Below are 15,344 nucleotides of genomic sequence, written 5' to 3' on the forward strand. Positions count from 1 at the left end.
TGGCATGGCACGAGGCAGGCAGGGATGTTTCTGAGTGAGTTGTATCGGTATCCGGTGAAGTCGGCACAGGCGCAGCGTCTGCAGGTTTCGCCGGTGGGACATTTGGGATTGCTCGGTGACCGACGCTGGATGGTGGTCGAGGCAGAGAATGGCCGCTTTCTTACCCAGCGCGCCTGGCCGCTGCTTGGCCAGCTGAAGGCGAGCGATGGCCCGGATGGCGGGTTGCTGCTGGAGGCTCCGGGCCTGGACCCGCTGTATGTGGCAATGCCCTCTGCCGATGCTGATCTGCGCGGCGTGACCATCTGGCGTGACACGCTGCGCGTGCCCGATGGCGGTGATGAGGCTGCAGCCTGGTTGACGCAAATGCTCGGTAAGCCGATGCGCCTGGTCTACTGCCCGGAGCAGCGGGCGCGCTACTTGCCGAGTGGTTATGGCTTGAACAGTGATCGGGCGGCGTTCCCTGATGGGTTTCCATTACTGCTGATCGGCCAGGGCTCGCTCGATGAGCTGAATAGGCGGATTGGCCGCCCGATGGAGATGCTGCGATTTCGCCCGAATCTGGTGGTGCAGGGGGCTGAGCCGTTTGCCGAGGATGACTGGAAGCGGATTCGCATTGGCGAGCTGGAATTTCGTGTGCTCAAGCCCAGCGTGCGGTGCATTTTAACCACGCTTGATCCTGTAACGGGAGAACGCAGCCCGGACCGTGAGCCGCTGACCACCCTCAAGACCTTCCGGGAAAAGGAAGGGGATGTTCTGTTTGGGCAGAACCTGGCGGTGGATGGTAGTGGGCGGGTTGAGGTGGGGATGGACGTGGAAGTGCTGGAATAGTTGTTGTTGGTGCTGGCCTCTTCGCAGGGCAAGCCCGCTCCCACAGTTTGCCACTGAATCTGAAACTAGTGAGCACCTGTGGGAGCGGGCTTGCCCCGCGAAGGGGGCGGAACTGATTCACATATCGTCGAAATACCGCTCATGCCAATCCACCAACGGCTGCGGTGAATTGAGCTTCTGCCCGTAGATCACCGAATACGACAGCACGTTCTGCACATACTGGCGCGTCTCGTCGAACGGGATCGATTCCACCCACACGTCGAAGCTCAAGTGCTTGGCGCCTTTGAGCCACTGGCGCACACGGCCGGGGCCGGCGTTATAGGCTGCAGAGGCCAGCACTCGGTTGCCGTTGAACTGGCTGTGCACCTGGCTCAGGTAGGCCGCGCCCAACTGAATGTTCTTGTCCGGGTTGAACACCTGCTGCGGTGACGCCAGCGGAATGCTGAATTTGCGCGCGGTTTCCTTGGCGGTCGCCGGCATCAGCTGCATCAGCCCGCTGGCGCCCACGCTGGAACGGGCATCCTCCATGAAGGCGCTTTCCTGGCGGGTGATGGCGAACACCCAGCTCGAATGCAGCCCGCGCACTTTGGCCTCACGCACCAGGGTGTCGCGGTGGGCCATCGGGAAGCGGATGTCCAGGTCGTCCCAGTACTGCGCCTGGCTGATGGTGCGAATGGCCGGGAAATACCAGCGCAGGTCATAGGCCAGGCGCGCCTGGGCGACCATTTCGTCGCGGTTGAAGTGGCGGCTGACGTGGTACCACTCACGGCGGCCTTCGACGATCTGGCCGCGGGCGTGGAACTCCAGGGCGCGCTGGACGCCTGGGGTGTTGCGCACTTTTTTGACCAGTTGCGGGCTCAGTACCAGCGGCCGATTGTTCAGCTGATACGGTGTCTGCGTTCGGTCAGCGGCAAGGAAGCCATAGAAGTCACGCTCGCGCGCGACGGTCTTGTACAGCAGGGGGATCTGCGGGTTGTTCGGCTGTGCAAGTTCCAGGCTGCGCGCCTGCCAGTATTTCCAGCGGTTGCTGCTGGCGAGGTCCTGCGGCAGGCGCTTGGTCAGCTCGTAGGCGTCTTCCCAGCGGCCCAGGCGCAGCAGCAGACGCAGGCGCCACTCGCTGACGGTGTTGTCACGCAGCTCCGGGTCGTAGCGGGTCATCAGGTCGAGGGCGCGGGGGTCGTAGCGGCGCGCCAGGGTCAGGCCGATCTCGCGGGCAATGGCTACCTTTTCGTCGCGGGAGAAATGCATGCGCTGGGCGTAGTCGTCGAGCAGCGTCATGGCGCGCTCCGGGTCCTGGCGAGCCAGGCGGCGCAGACCCAGGCTGACCACGTCGGACATGGCTTCATTGACCGGAGTGAATCGCGATGGCTGGTTCAGCAGCTCGGGCTTTTGCGCCACATCGACCAGCAGGCGGCCCTGCGGTGCCAGGGTAGTGAGCGAGCTGACCAGGTTGTTGGCCAGGGCATAATTACGCGCCTGGGCAGCCAGCTTTGCACGGTTCCAGCGCTTGGCCTCCGTCAGCTGGCCTTCGGCGGCCCACATGCCGAACAAGGTGTCGCAGGCGGCCGGTTGCGACTTGCCCACGTTCCAGAGTTTTTCGGCGCTGCCGAAGCCTTCGGCACGTTTGCCATGACTCAGCTGGTACTGGCCGTTGAGGCAGTCCAGTTCGGTGAAATTGAGTTTGGGGTCGTAATATTTGACGAAGGTATTCCACTCGCCACGCTCGGCCAGCCAGCGCAACCAGCGCAGCTTCATCCAGTTGGCCTGGGGCAGGTCGCCGTGCTTGGCCAGGAAGCCTTCGATTTCCTCGTTGCTGGCGCTTTTCAGGCGCGCGGTGAGTTCGTCGTAGGCCAGGTAGGGGGTGAGCGGGTAGTCGCGTAGGGCCTGGGAGTAACGCAGGTAAGGACCCTTGTCGCCCTTGGCCAGCGCGCGCTTGGCCTCGTCGTAGTACTGACGTTGCTGTGAAAGTTCGATGGCCTGCGCCGCACTGGCGGTGGCGGCGGTAAGCAGCAGGCAGGAGGCAATCTGTAACAGGCGGCTGCGCATGATACGTCCGGGCAGTTGAACCATGGGAAAGTGACGGCGAAGCCAGCACTGTTGGAAGCTATTGCGTTAGCTTAGCCGTTTGCCGGCTACGGGTGAAAGCACTGCGCTTGTATCAAGGCATTAACGCCGACCGGATGTCGCAATGCCCTGGCAACGCAGTCAACTTAATGCCGGAATGGCCCAACTCAGGTAGAATGCGCGCCCGCTTTCTGGAGACGAACATGACCCTGCTCAAATTCAGCGATGTGTCGCTCGCATTCGGCGCGATGCCGCTGCTGGACAAAGTGTCCTGGCAGATCGCCCGTGGCGAGCGGGTGTGCATCATCGGCCGCAACGGCACCGGTAAATCGAGCATGCTGCGCCTGGTCAAGGGCGAGCAGAAAGGCGATGACGGTGAAATCTGGCGCGCCCCCGGCCTCAAGATCGGCGAATTGCCGCAGGAGCTGCCGGTCGCTGATGAGCGGACGGTGTTCGACGTGGTGGCCGCAGGCCTGGATGGCGTTGGCGAGTTGCTGGCGCAGTTCCACCACCTCAGCCAGAACATCCAGGGCGACGACGACCTGGACAAGCTCATGCATGTGCAACACGAGCTCGAAGCCCGTGATGGCTGGCGCTTGCAGCAAGTGGTGGAAAGCACCCTGAGCCGTCTGCAGCTGCCGGCCGACAAGACCCTGGCCGAGCTGTCCGGTGGCTGGCGCCGCCGCGTGCTGCTGGCCCAGGCGCTGGTCTCGGAGCCCGACCTGCTGCTGTTGGACGAGCCGACCAACCACCTGGACATCGGTGCCATCGCCTGGCTCGAAGAGGCCTTGCGCGGCTTCAACGGCGCGGTGCTGTTCATCACCCACGACCGTTCCTTCCTGCAGAACCTGGCCACGCGCATCCTCGAACTGGACCGTGGCGGGCTGATCGACTGGAACGGCGACTACGCCAGCTTCCTGGTGCACAAGGAAGCGGCCCTGGCGGCCGAAGAGACCGCCAACGCGCTGTTCGACAAGCGCCTGGCCCAGGAAGAGGTGTGGATTCGCCAGGGCATCAAGGCCCGTCGTACCCGCAACGAAGGCCGCGTGCGTGCGCTCAAGGCCTTGCGCGTGGAGCGCAGCGAGCGCCGCGATCGCCAGGGCAAGGCCAACATTCAGATCGAGGCGGCGGAGAAGTCCGGCAAGCAGGTCATGGTGCTGGAAAACGTCAGCTTCCACCACGCCGAAGGGCCGATGCTGGTCAAGGATTTCTCCATGGTCCTGCAGCGTCAGGACCGTATTGGCCTGCTGGGTGCCAACGGTACCGGTAAAACCACGTTGCTCAAACTGATGCTCGGCGACCTGGAACCCACCTCGGGCAAGGTCGAGCGCGGCACCAAACTGGAAGTGGCCTACTTCGACCAGATGCGTCATCAGCTCGATCTGGAAAAGACGGTCATCGACAACCTGGCCGAAGGCCGTGATTTCATCGAAATCGACGGCCAGAACCGCCACGTGCTCAGCTACCTCGGCGATTTCCTGTTCAGCCCGCAGCGCGCCCGCACGCCGGTCAAGGCGCTGTCGGGTGGCGAGCGTGCGCGTTTGCTGCTGGCCAAATTGTTCAGCAAACCGGCCAACTTGCTGGTGCTGGACGAACCCACCAACGACCTGGACGTTGAAACCCTCGAGCTGTTGGAAGAAGTACTGTCCAACTACAAGGGCACCGTGCTGATGGTCAGCCACGACCGGGCCTTCCTCGATAACGTCGTCACCAGCACCTTGGTGTTCGAAGGCGAGGGCAAGGTGCGCGAGTATGTCGGCGGCTATGAGGACTGGATCCGTCAGGGCGGTTCGCCGCGGCTGTTGGGCGTGACCGAAAGCAAGGGCGGCAAGTCCGAGCTCAATAGCGCGGTGGTGGAGAAGCAGGAAGTGCAAGCTGCACCGGCGCCAGTGGCTGCCGCGGCCGATGCCTCGAAGAAGAAGCTCAGCTACAAGTTGCAGCGTGAGCTGGAGATGTTGCCGGGGCAGATCGACGCGGTCGAACAGCGCATGGCAGCGGCTCAGGAAGAGGTTGCAGCACCGGGCTTCTATCAGCGGCCGATCGAGGAAACCGCAGCGGTGCTGGCGAAGCTGGAGCAGATGCAGGGCGAGCTGGATGCCTTGGTAGAGCGCTGGGCCGAGCTGGAAGGTTGATCAGCTTTTAGTCTGCACTGGCCTCTTCGCGGGGCAAGCCCGCTCCCACAGGGACTGCATGAGTACCTGTGGGAGCGGGCTTGCCCCGCGAAGAGGCCGGAACAGGCTAAGTCATTCCTTCTTCTGCAACCGCACCGCCAGCACATCGCACGGCGCACCATGCAGCACGTCATTGGCGGTAGATCCCAGCAACAATGCCAGACCGTGCCGGCCATGGCTGCCAACCACGATCAGATCGCAGTTCTGGTCCTTGGCCAGCTGGTGAATCTCCTGACGTGGCTGGCCATAAACCAGGTGCGAATCGCCGCGATTGATATCCGGGTATTTGTTGAACAGGCGCTCCATGCGCTCCTTCGCCTGGTCGAACTGCTGCTGTTGCAGTTGCGACAGGTCCATCGGCACGTCACCGCCAAAGGCCATGGCCATGGGCTCGACGATGTGGACCAGCGATACCTTCGCGCCGCTCGCCAGGGCAATCGCCTTGGCACGCTTGATCACCGGGTCGCATTCTTCGGTCAGGTCGACAGCGACCAGAAGATGTTCATAGGACATGTGCAGTACTCCTGACAATCGCGATAGTAGAAGTATGGTCGCTTTCGGGCGGATCTTCCGTGAAACCGAGTAACCCGCTCATTTGCAACGCTTTATGGGATCTACAGATATGACGGTATTGCTGGTGGTGTCAATCCTTGCGCTGATTCTCAGCCCGTTCGCCTGGTTGCGCCAGTCGCGCAAGCAGGGTGAGCAGATGAGCCTGCGCCTGGAGGCGCGGCGCATGGGGCTGGCCATGCAGCTGGCGCCGCAGCAGTGGCCACACTGGCTGGAAAAAGAGCCGCCGAGCCCATGCCCGCAGTACCACCGCGGGCGCAGCCGTGGGCGTGAGGACAGCTGGTGTTACTGGCAGGTAAGCCCAGGCGTGTGGTGGAACCAGTGGCGTGAAGTGTGTGAGGAGCCGCGTCTGAACGAGGTGTTCTCGCGGCTGCCGGCGACCGTCTACAAGGTCGAGGCCGATACGCGGATGCTCGCCCTGTACTGGAGCGAGCGTGGCGATAAATCTGTGTTGCAGGATATTGCCCACGCGTTCGAAACCCTCGCGTAACGCCTCCATCAACGACAAAGCGGCAACTTGGCAGCACCCGACGGGTAGGTGCCAAGTTGCCGCTTTGTCGTTTCTGCCGCGCAGAAAAGGCCAGGCAGGCCGGGAATTTCTACAAGCCAGTGCAGTGTAGCCAGCGTGCAGCGCCCTGCATGAGAAAAATGCAGCATTGGGGATTATTTGTGGTCAATCGCTGACATGAATGATCAGCGATCACTGTCATCATGATTTGCACCCGGACGATACAAAGTGACCGGAAAGTCGCGTTTTAACCGTGCTTGAGAGCATTTGACAACGCCGATCTTTTCGGAGAATGTGTGCGTACCCAAATCAAACGGGCGTATGAATTGAGCGTTTGTATGTCACAACACTCGTTCATAGTTCCGACTAGCGCGCTGACGGGTGTGCCTGGGCAAGGGCAGCGAACGGCTGCTTTCCACCAGCGATCGGCGTGTACAGTTCAGCTTCCATATCGTGGAGATCAGTTGATGATTTACGAAGGTAAAGCCATCACGGTTAAGGCTCTTGAAAGCGGCATCGTCGAACTGAAGTTCGACCTCAAGGGTGAGTCCGTCAACAAGTTCAACCGCCTGACCCTGGACGAGCTGCGCCAGGCCGTCGACGCCATCAAGGCCGACGCCTCGGTGAAGGGTGTGATCGTTAGCAGTGGCAAGGACGTGTTCATCGTCGGCGCCGACATCACCGAGTTCGTCGACAACTTCAAGCTGCCTGAGGCCGAGCTGGTTGCCGGCAACCTGGAAGCCAACCGCATCTTCAATGCCTTCGAAGACCTCGAAGTGCCGACCGTGGCCGCTATCAACGGGATTGCCCTGGGCGGTGGCCTGGAAATGTGCCTGGCGGCCGACTACCGGGTCATGTCCAGCACCGCCAAGATCGGCCTGCCGGAAGTCAAGCTGGGTATCTACCCAGGCTTCGGCGGTACCGTGCGCCTGCCGCGCCTGATCGGTTCGGACAACGCCATCGAGTGGATCGCCGCTGGCAAGGAAAACCGTGCCGAAGACGCCCTGAAAGTAGGTGCCGTCGACGCGGTGGTTGCCCCTGAGCTGTTGCAGGCAGGTGCCCTCGACCTGATCAAGCGCGCCATCAGCGGCGAGCTGGATTACAAGGCCAAGCGTCAACCGAAGCTGGAAAAACTCAAGCTCAACGCCATCGAGCAGATGATGGCCTTCGAGACTGCCAAGGGCTTCGTCGCTGGCCAAGCTGGCCCGAACTACCCGGCGCCGGTCGAAGCGATCAAGAGCATCCAGAAGGCCGCTAACTTTGGCCGAGACAAGGCCCTGGAAGTCGAAGCCGCCGGCTTTGCCAAACTGGCCAAGACCTCGGTCGCCGAGAGCCTGATCGGCCTGTTCCTCAACGACCAGGAGCTCAAGCGCAAGGCCAAGGCCCACGACGAAATCGCTCGCGACGTGAAGCAGGCTGCCGTGCTCGGCGCCGGCATCATGGGCGGCGGTATCGCCTACCAGTCGGCGGTCAAGGGCACGCCGATCCTGATGAAGGACATCCGCGAGGACGCCATCCAGCTGGGCCTGAACGAGGCCTCCAAGCTGCTCGGCAATCGCGTCGAAAAAGGCCGCCTGACCCCGGCGAAAATGGCCGAGGCACTCAATGCCATTCGCCCGACCCTGTCCTACGGTGATTTCGCCAACGTCGACATCGTCGTCGAAGCCGTGGTCGAAAACCCGAAAGTCAAGCAGGCCGTGCTGGCAGAAGTGGAAGCCCAGGTGAAAGAGGACGCGATCCTCGCCTCCAACACCTCGACCATCTCCATCAATCTGCTGGCCAAGGCGCTCAAGCGCCCGGAAAACTTCGTCGGCATGCACTTCTTCAACCCGGTGCACATGATGCCGCTGGTGGAAGTCATCCGTGGCGAGAAGTCCAGTGAAGTGGCGGTTGCCACCACCGTGGCCTACGCCAAGAAGATGGGCAAGAACCCGATCGTGGTCAACGATTGCCCGGGCTTCCTGGTAAACCGCGTACTGTTCCCGTACTTCGGCGGGTTCGCCAAGCTGGTCAGCGCCGGTGTCGACTTCGTGCGCATCGACAAGGTCATGGAGAAGTTCGGCTGGCCGATGGGCCCGGCCTACCTGATGGACGTGGTCGGCATCGACACCGGCCATCACGGCCGCGACGTGATGGCCGACGGCTTCCCGGACCGTATGAAGGACGACCGTCGCTCCGCCGTCGACGCCCTGTACGAGGCCAACCGCCTGGGCCAGAAGAACGGCAAGGGCTTCTACGCCTATGAGACCGACAAGCGTGGCAAGCCGAAGAAAGTCTTCGATGCCACCGTGCTCGATGTGCTCAAGCCGGTCGTCTTCGAGCAGCGTGATGTTACCGATGAAGACATCATCAACTGGATGATGGTCCCGCTGTGCCTGGAGACCGTGCGCTGCCTGGAAGATGGCATCGTCGAAACCGCTGCCGAAGCCGACATGGGCCTGGTCTACGGCATTGGTTTCCCTCCGTTCCGCGGCGGTGCGCTGCGCTACATCGACTCGATCGGTGTGGCTGAATTCGTTGCCCTGGCCGACCAGTACGCCGACCTTGGGCCGCTGTACCACCCGACCGCGAAGCTGCGTGAAATGGCCAAGAACGGCCAGCGCTTCTTCAACTGAGTGGTCAACGAGCTAGAGCGAGAAATTTGATATGAGCCTGAATCCAAGAGACGTGGTGATTGTCGACTTCGGTCGCACCCCGATGGGCCGCTCCAAGGGTGGCATGCACCGCAACACCCGCGCCGAAGACATGTCGGCGCACCTGATCAGCAAACTGCTGGAGCGCAACGGCAAGGTCGACCCGAAAGAAGTCGAGGACGTGATCTGGGGCTGCGTCAACCAGACCCTGGAGCAGGGCTGGAACATCGCCCGCATGGCCTCGCTGATGACCCAGATCCCGCACACTTCGGCTGCCCAGACCGTCAGCCGCCTGTGCGGCTCGTCGATGAGCGCGCTGCACACCGCCGCCCAGGCGATCATGACCGGCAACGGTGATGTGTTCGTGGTCGGTGGTGTCGAGCACATGGGCCACGTCAGCATGATGCATGGCGTCGACCCCAACCCGCACCTGTCCTTGCACGCCGCCAAGGCTTCCGGGATGATGGGCCTGACTGCCGAGATGCTCGGCAAGATGCACGGCATCACCCGCGAGCAGCAAGACCTGTTCGGCCTGCGTTCGCACCAGCTCGCTCACAAGGCGACGGTCGAGGGCAAGTTCAAGGATGAGATCATCCCGATGCAGGGCTACGACGAGAACGGCTTCCTGAAGGTCTTCGACTTCGACGAGACCATTCGCCCGGAAACCACCCTCGAAGGCCTGGCATCGCTCAAGCCTGCGTTCAACCCCAAGGGCGGTACGGTGACGGCTGGCACCTCGTCGCAGATCACTGACGGTGCTTCGTGCATGATCGTCATGTCCGGTCAGCGTGCGATGGACCTCAGCATCCAGCCATTGGCGGTGATTCGCTCCATGGCCGTCGCGGGTGTCGACCCGGCAATCATGGGCTACGGCCCGGTGCCGTCGACTCAAAAAGCCCTCAAGCGCGCCGGTCTGACCATGGCCGACATCGACTTCATCGAGCTCAACGAAGCCTTTGCCGCACAGGCCCTGCCAGTGCTCAAAGATCTGAAAGTGCTCGACAAGATGGATGAGAAGGTTAACCTGCACGGCGGCGCCATCGCTCTGGGCCATCCGTTCGGTTGCTCTGGTGCACGGATTTCCGGCACCCTGCTCAACGTCATGAAGCAGAATGGCGGTACCCTGGGTGTCGCCACCATGTGCGTCGGCCTCGGCCAGGGCATCACCACGGTCTTCGAACGCGTCTGATCGCGTTGCAAGGCAGCAGCCGGGGCCCTGTGCCCCGGTTTTTGTTTTTTACAGATTTTGTTTCAAGAGGGAAGGCGACATGCAGATACAACCAGGCGTATACCGGCATTACAAAGGGCCTGAGTACCGTGTCTTCAGTGTCGCACGGCACTCCGAGAGCGAAGAGTGGATGGTCTTCTACCAATGCCTGTATGGTGATTACAGCTTCTGGGTTCGGCCGCTGTCGATGTTCCAGGAGTCCGTCGAGGTTGACGGCGAGCAGGTGCCACGCTTTGCTTTGGTCAAGGCCGAAGAGGGCTTGCCGGAACTGCTTGGCAAGGCGCACGAATGATCGACCGCGCTTGACCTCACTGTTTCGCCACTATATATAGCGGTGCCGCGTCCGGCACCTGACGCGTTTTTCATCTTCAGATTCAGGAATACTCCGATCCATGGGCAAATCGCTGGTCATTGTGGAATCCCCGGCCAAGGCCAAGACCATCAACAAGTACCTGGGCAACCAGTACGTGGTGAAGTCGAGTATCGGCCACATCCGTGACCTCCCCACCAGCGGTTCGGCCAGCGCCAGCAAAGAGCCGGCTGCCAAGCGGGGCAAGGCTGCGGGTGAGGCTCCGGCCCTTTCGCCGAAAGAAAAGTCCCGTCGCCAGCTGGTGGCGCGCATGGGCGTCGACCCCGAGCATGGCTGGAAGGCCAAGTACGAGATCCTGCCTGGCAAGGAAAAGGTGATCGAAGAGCTGCGCCGCCTGGCCAAGGATGCCGACACCATCTATCTCGCAACCGACTTGGACCGCGAGGGGGAAGCCATCGCCTGGCACCTGCGCGAGGCCATCGGCGGCGACGACACCCGCTACAAGCGCGTGGTGTTTAACGAAATCACCAAAAAAGCCATTCAGGATGCGTTTTCGCAGCCGGGCGAGCTGGATATCCACCGCGTCAACGCCCAGCAGGCGCGGCGCTTCCTCGACCGCGTGGTGGGCTACATGGTCTCGCCGCTGCTGTGGGCCAAGATCGCCCGCGGCCTGTCGGCCGGGCGCGTGCAGTCGGTGGCGGTGAAGCTGGTGGTCGAGCGTGAGCGCGAGATCCGCGCCTTCATTCCGGAAGAATACTGGGAAGTGCACGCCGACCTCGGCACCGCCAAGAATGCCAAAGTGCGTTTCGAAGTGGCGCGTGAGAAGGGCGAAGCCTTCAAACCGCTCAACGAAGCCCAGGCCATGGCCGCGCTGGAGAAGCTCAAAGCCTCCAGCTACAGCGTGCTCAAGCGTGAAGACCGCCCGACCAGCAGCAAGCCTTCGGCACCGTTCATCACTTCCACCCTGCAGCAGGCGGCGAGCAATCGCCTGGGCTTCGGGGTGAAGAAGACCATGATGATGGCCCAGCGTCTGTACGAAGCGGGTTACATCACTTACATGCGTACCGATTCCACCAACCTGTCGGCCGACGCTGTGGACATGGCGCGCAGCTACATCGAGCGCGAGTTCGGCAAGCAGTACCTGCCCGAAGCGCCCGTGGTGTATGGCAGCAAGGCGGGTGCCCAGGAGGCGCACGAAGCGATTCGTCCGTCCGACGTCAATACCCACCCGACCAAGCTCAACGGCATGGAGCGTGACGCCGAGCGCCTGTATGAGCTGATCTGGCGCCAGTTCCTTGCCTGCCAGATGCCGCCGGCCCAGTACCTGTCCACCAGCGTCACCGTGGCCGCAGGCGACTTCGAGCTGCGCGCCAAAGGCCGCATCCTCAAATTCGACGGTTACACCCGCGTGCTGCCTCAACAAAGCAAGCCAGGCGAAGACGACGTACTGCCGGAAATGGTCCAGGGTGAAGCACTCAAGCTGATCCAGATCGACCCGAGCCAGCACTTCACCAAGCCTCCGGCGCGCTTCACCGAAGCCAGCCTGGTCAAGGAAATGGAAAAGCGCGGCATCGGCCGACCGTCGACCTACGCGGCGATCATTTCCACCATCCAGGACCGCGGCTACGTCACGCTGCACAACCGCCGTTTCTATTCCGAGAAGATGGGCGACATCGTTACCGAACGCCTTTCGGAAAGCTTCGCCAACCTGATGGACTACGGGTTCACCGCCGGCATGGAGGAAAACCTCGACGACGTCGCCCAGGGCGAGCGTGACTGGAAAAACGTGCTGGACGAGTTCTACGGCGACTTCAGCAAGAAGCTGCAGACCGCCGAATCGGCCGAAGGCGGCATGCGCGCCAACCAGCCGACCATGACCAACATTCCGTGCAAGGAATGTGGCCGGCCGATGATGATCCGTACCGCCTCCACCGGTGTGTTCCTCGGTTGCTCGGGTTACAGCCTGCCGCCGAAAGAGCGTTGCAAGGCTACCGTCAACCTGGTGCCCGGCGATGAAATCGCCGCGGACGACGAGGGTGAATCGGAGTCGCGCGTGCTGCTGGGCAAGCACCGCTGCCCGATCTGCGCCACCGCCATGGACGCGTACCTGCTCGACGAGAAGCACAAGCTGCATATCTGCGGTAACAACCCGGACTGCGTCGGCTACGAGATCGAAGAGGGCAGCTACCGCATCAAGGGTTACGAAGGGCCTAGCCTGGAGTGCGACAAGTGCGGCAGCGAGATGCAGCTCAAGACCGGCCGCTTCGGCAAGTTCTTCGGCTGCACCAACCCGACGTGCAAGAACACGCGCAAACTGCTCAAGAGCGGTGAAGCGGCGCCACCGAAGATGGACAAGGTGGACATGCCCGAGCTCAAGTGCGAGAAGGTCGACGATACCTACGTGCTGCGTGATGGTGCTTCGGGGCTGTTCCTGGCTGCCAGCCAGTTCCCCAAGAATCGCGAGACCCGTGCGCCCCTGGTGCTGGAGATCGTGCCGCACAAGCATGAGATCGATCCTAAGTACCATTTCCTGTGCGAGGCGCCGCAGAAGGATCCAGAGGGTCGTCCTGCGGTGATCCGCTACAGTCGCAAGACCAAGGAGCAGTACGTGCAGTCCGAGGTCGATGGCAAGCCTACTGGTTGGAAGGCCTTCTACGACGGTGGTTCTTGGAAGGTTGAAGACAAGCGCTGATTTTCATTGACTTGATTGGGGCCGCTTCGCGCCCCTTCGCGGGGCAAGCCCGCTCCCACAGATACTGCGCCGCTCTCGAGCATCGCATTCAACCTGTGGGAGCGGGCTTGCCCCGCGAAGGGGCGCAAAGCGGCCCTAATCATTTATGATGCAGGTATTCGCCTTGCAGCCTATCGGAGGGCACTCAAAATGGCCCAGGAACTCTACACCCGCACCAACCAGAAACTTTTCTTTGCAGGCCTCGCCCTGGAATCCATGGCCAAGGCGACTGACAGCCAAGCCATGAACGCCCAGGGCCTGGTTCAGGCCGAGCGTGAAGCGGCGCTGTTCCATCTGTACGGTGCGTTGCTGGGGTTGTGCCATGAGATTGGCGGCTTCTACCGCCTGCCGATTGCTGCCAGTGTCGAGCAAGCGCTAGCCGAGGATGCACTCAATGGCATTGCTATCCCCGAAGTTGCGGAGTTGCTGGAGTTGGCCAGGCAGCGGGAGACTTGGTTGGCGCAACTGCTCAGTGCTTATGCCGATTTGTTCCGACCACCGGTCGCGATAAAAACCGCAAAAGCCGATGTCACTCAGCCACTGATTCAGGCCGTCAATCTCGACGAAGTCGAGCATCCAGAGCTGTCGCGGCAAGCGCTGGAAAGCTGGCGGAGTAATCTCAAGGGCTTGGTGAGACGTTTCCGTGACGCGTTGAGTGAGTGCTGATAGCCGCCGTGGCTGGTACAATGCTGGCCTTTCGCGGAGAACAACCCTTTATGTCTACGTCTTTTCTGGAAATTGTCGAGTTGCCTGATGGCCGGATCGAACTGCGTCGCGCCGAGGATGAAGGCTCCCTGGTAACCCTGGATTTCTCGGAAGACGCCAAGGTGTTTCTGCAGGGCCAACATGTTGAAGTCGCCAAGGCCATGCTGAGCGTCGGCGTGCAGATGGCAGGTCGCCTCATGGATGGCGAACTGGAGCGCGACGAAGGGCCGCGCGTACTTCACTGATATCCAGTTCAATTCGCATGCAGGCAAAGCCTGAGCATCAGCCGAAGCGGATGTTCAGGCTTTGTGCGTTTCCGGCGCTGGCGGCGCGCAGGAGCTGTTGCCGGGCGGTGGCATTGACGCTACCGAGCCAGCTGACCACGGTATGGCTGCGGCCAAGGCGCAAGGCGTCGCAAGCCAGTTGCAGCGCGCTCTGGTTGCCGCGTGGTTGCAGCAGCAGGATACGCTCGCGGTTGAGGCCGGCCTCGCGCAGCCAGGCTTGAGTCAGGCTGGAGGGCGGGGCGATCAGCGTAAGCCAGCGCGCCTCCTGCTCTTCGCTCAGTTCGCGTAGAACCGGTGCCAGCAGGCTCTGGCAATGCTCGGGAGCGCCACGCAGGGATAATTCACTGAACAGGTCCGGTTGGCTGTGCTTGCGTGCCTGCTCGCTGGCCTTCAGGCCCGGCAGTACTGGTTGGGCAAGGAACGCTTCGAACAGCGGAAGCTGAATCTGCTGTTGTGCTTGGACGAGCTGCTGCATGACGACTCCTGGATCAGCGGCGTATGACGCCGACGCTCAAACCCTCGATCACCAGTTCCTGATCTTTCAGGTCGACTTCGATGGGGGCGAATTCGGGGTTTTCGGCGATCAGCCAGACCTTGCTGCCTTCGCGCTTGAAGCGCTTGACGGTGACTTCATCGCCAATACGGGCGACGACGATCTGGCCGTTGCGGGCTTCGCGGCAGGTGTGCACCGCCAGCAGATCGCCGTCGAAGATGCCGACGTCTTTCATGCTCATGCCGTGCACGCGCAGCAGGTAGTCGGCAGGTGGGTGGAAGAAGGTCGGGTTGATGTTGCAAGATTGCTCGATGTGCTGCTCGGCCAGGATCGGCGCACCGGCAGCGACTCGGCCGATGATCGGCAGGCCGCTTTCTTCGCCTTTGGCTTCGAGGCCTGGAATGCGGATGCCGCGTGAAGCGCCTGGGGTCATCTCGATGGCGCCTTTGCGTGCGAGGGCCTTGAGGTGCTCCTCGGCGGCGTTGGGCGATTTGAAGCCCAGCTCCTGAGCGATCTCGGCGCGTGTTGGCGGGAAGCCGTTGTCTTCGAGGCAGCGTTTGATGAAGGCCAGGATTTCGGCTTGGCGTGGCGTCAGTTTCAACATGGCGGGCGCTCTGTCTTTTTATACAGTGACTGGAATTATATACAGTACTGGATGAGCTGCAAGCTCCAAGAGCCAAGAAAAAGCGACGCTCCGCCTGTCATGCCGCTTGCAGCCTCAAACCGGGCGCTTTCTAATGGCGACCGTACGGTCACCGAGCCTTGACATCCAACGGGCTGAAACGTATGTTTCAAACACCTGTTTGTTTTGTCTGTCTC

General features: G+C 61.7%; 13 protein-coding genes. 9 read left to right on the forward strand and 4 right to left on the reverse strand.

From position 1 onward, the window contains the following. Positions 1 to 24: 24 nt before the first annotated feature. Entirely contained in the window at positions 25 to 828 is an 804-nt protein-coding gene (locus tag ACIPZF_RS12380; RefSeq protein ID WP_400799367.1) for an MOSC domain-containing protein, read from the forward strand. A 117-nt stretch (positions 829 to 945) separates the two neighbouring features. Here the strand turns inward: ACIPZF_RS12380 and ACIPZF_RS12385 are convergent, their stop codons facing one another. Continuing rightward, the gene (locus ACIPZF_RS12385) at positions 946 to 2,874 is read right to left on the reverse strand and encodes a transglycosylase SLT domain-containing protein (protein ID WP_400799369.1); all 1,929 of its coding nucleotides are present in this window, start codon (positions 2,872 to 2,874) and stop codon (positions 946 to 948) included. 221 nt (positions 2,875 to 3,095) lie between these two features. Between ACIPZF_RS12385 and ACIPZF_RS12390 the strand changes: the two genes are divergently transcribed. Next, positions 3,096 to 5,024 (forward strand): ATP-binding cassette domain-containing protein, encoded by a 1,929-nt coding sequence (locus tag ACIPZF_RS12390; protein WP_400799372.1) that lies wholly within the window; start codon positions 3,096 to 3,098, stop codon positions 5,022 to 5,024. A gap of 111 nt (positions 5,025 to 5,135) precedes the next feature. On the opposite strand, the gene ACIPZF_RS12395 is transcribed toward ACIPZF_RS12390, so the two are convergent. Next, positions 5,136 to 5,576, reverse strand: a complete 441-nt coding sequence (locus tag ACIPZF_RS12395) for a universal stress protein (RefSeq protein WP_400799375.1) — start codon at positions 5,574 to 5,576, stop codon at positions 5,136 to 5,138. A gap of 109 nt (positions 5,577 to 5,685) precedes the next feature. Between ACIPZF_RS12395 and ACIPZF_RS12400 the strand changes: the two genes are divergently transcribed. The 7 genes from ACIPZF_RS12400 to ACIPZF_RS12430 all read left to right on the forward strand — a co-directional run bounded on the left by ACIPZF_RS12400 (position 5,686) and on the right by ACIPZF_RS12430 (position 13,993). Further along, entirely contained in the window at positions 5,686 to 6,123 is a 438-nt protein-coding gene (locus ACIPZF_RS12400; RefSeq protein ID WP_400799378.1) for a hypothetical protein, read from the forward strand. Positions 6,124 to 6,608: 485 nt separating this feature from the next. Then, a complete protein-coding gene (gene fadB, locus ACIPZF_RS12405; RefSeq protein ID WP_400799380.1) occupies positions 6,609 to 8,756 on the forward strand; it encodes a fatty acid oxidation complex subunit alpha FadB in 2,148 nt (715 codons plus the stop codon). A gap of 31 nt (positions 8,757 to 8,787) precedes the next feature. Further along, entirely contained in the window at positions 8,788 to 9,963 is a 1,176-nt protein-coding gene (gene fadA, locus ACIPZF_RS12410) for an acetyl-CoA C-acyltransferase FadA (protein ID WP_400799383.1), read from the forward strand. Positions 9,964 to 10,042: 79 nt separating this feature from the next. Then, complete coding sequence (locus ACIPZF_RS12415) at positions 10,043 to 10,294, forward strand: DUF1653 domain-containing protein (protein WP_039601789.1); 252 nt, start codon at positions 10,043 to 10,045, stop codon at positions 10,292 to 10,294. 100 nt (positions 10,295 to 10,394) lie between these two features. Next, entirely contained in the window at positions 10,395 to 13,004 is a 2,610-nt protein-coding gene (gene topA, locus ACIPZF_RS12420) for a type I DNA topoisomerase (protein ID WP_400799386.1), read from the forward strand. A 189-nt stretch (positions 13,005 to 13,193) separates the two neighbouring features. Then, positions 13,194 to 13,709, forward strand: coding sequence for a DUF6586 family protein (locus ACIPZF_RS12425; protein WP_400799389.1), 516 nt, complete (start codon positions 13,194 to 13,196; stop codon positions 13,707 to 13,709). A gap of 50 nt (positions 13,710 to 13,759) precedes the next feature. Next, the gene (locus ACIPZF_RS12430) at positions 13,760 to 13,993 is read left to right on the forward strand and encodes a hypothetical protein (protein WP_003248777.1); all 234 of its coding nucleotides are present in this window, start codon (positions 13,760 to 13,762) and stop codon (positions 13,991 to 13,993) included. Between the two features lie 37 nt (positions 13,994 to 14,030). Here ACIPZF_RS12430 and sulA read toward each other — a convergent pair whose 3' ends face one another. Together sulA and lexA are read right to left on the reverse strand one after the other, a co-directional pair. Then, entirely contained in the window at positions 14,031 to 14,507 is a 477-nt protein-coding gene (sulA, locus tag ACIPZF_RS12435) for an SOS-induced cell division inhibitor SulA (protein ID WP_400799391.1), read from the reverse strand. A 13-nt stretch (positions 14,508 to 14,520) separates the two neighbouring features. Continuing rightward, positions 14,521 to 15,129: a transcriptional repressor LexA gene (gene lexA / locus ACIPZF_RS12440; RefSeq protein ID WP_400799394.1), complete on the reverse strand. Its 609-nt coding sequence runs from the start codon at positions 15,127 to 15,129 to the stop codon at positions 14,521 to 14,523. Between the last annotated feature and the right edge of the window lie 215 nt (positions 15,130 to 15,344).

The sequence above is a fragment of the Pseudomonas sp. NPDC089752 genome (assembly GCF_044748725.1).
Classification (GTDB): Bacteria; Pseudomonadota; Gammaproteobacteria; order Pseudomonadales; family Pseudomonadaceae; genus Aquipseudomonas.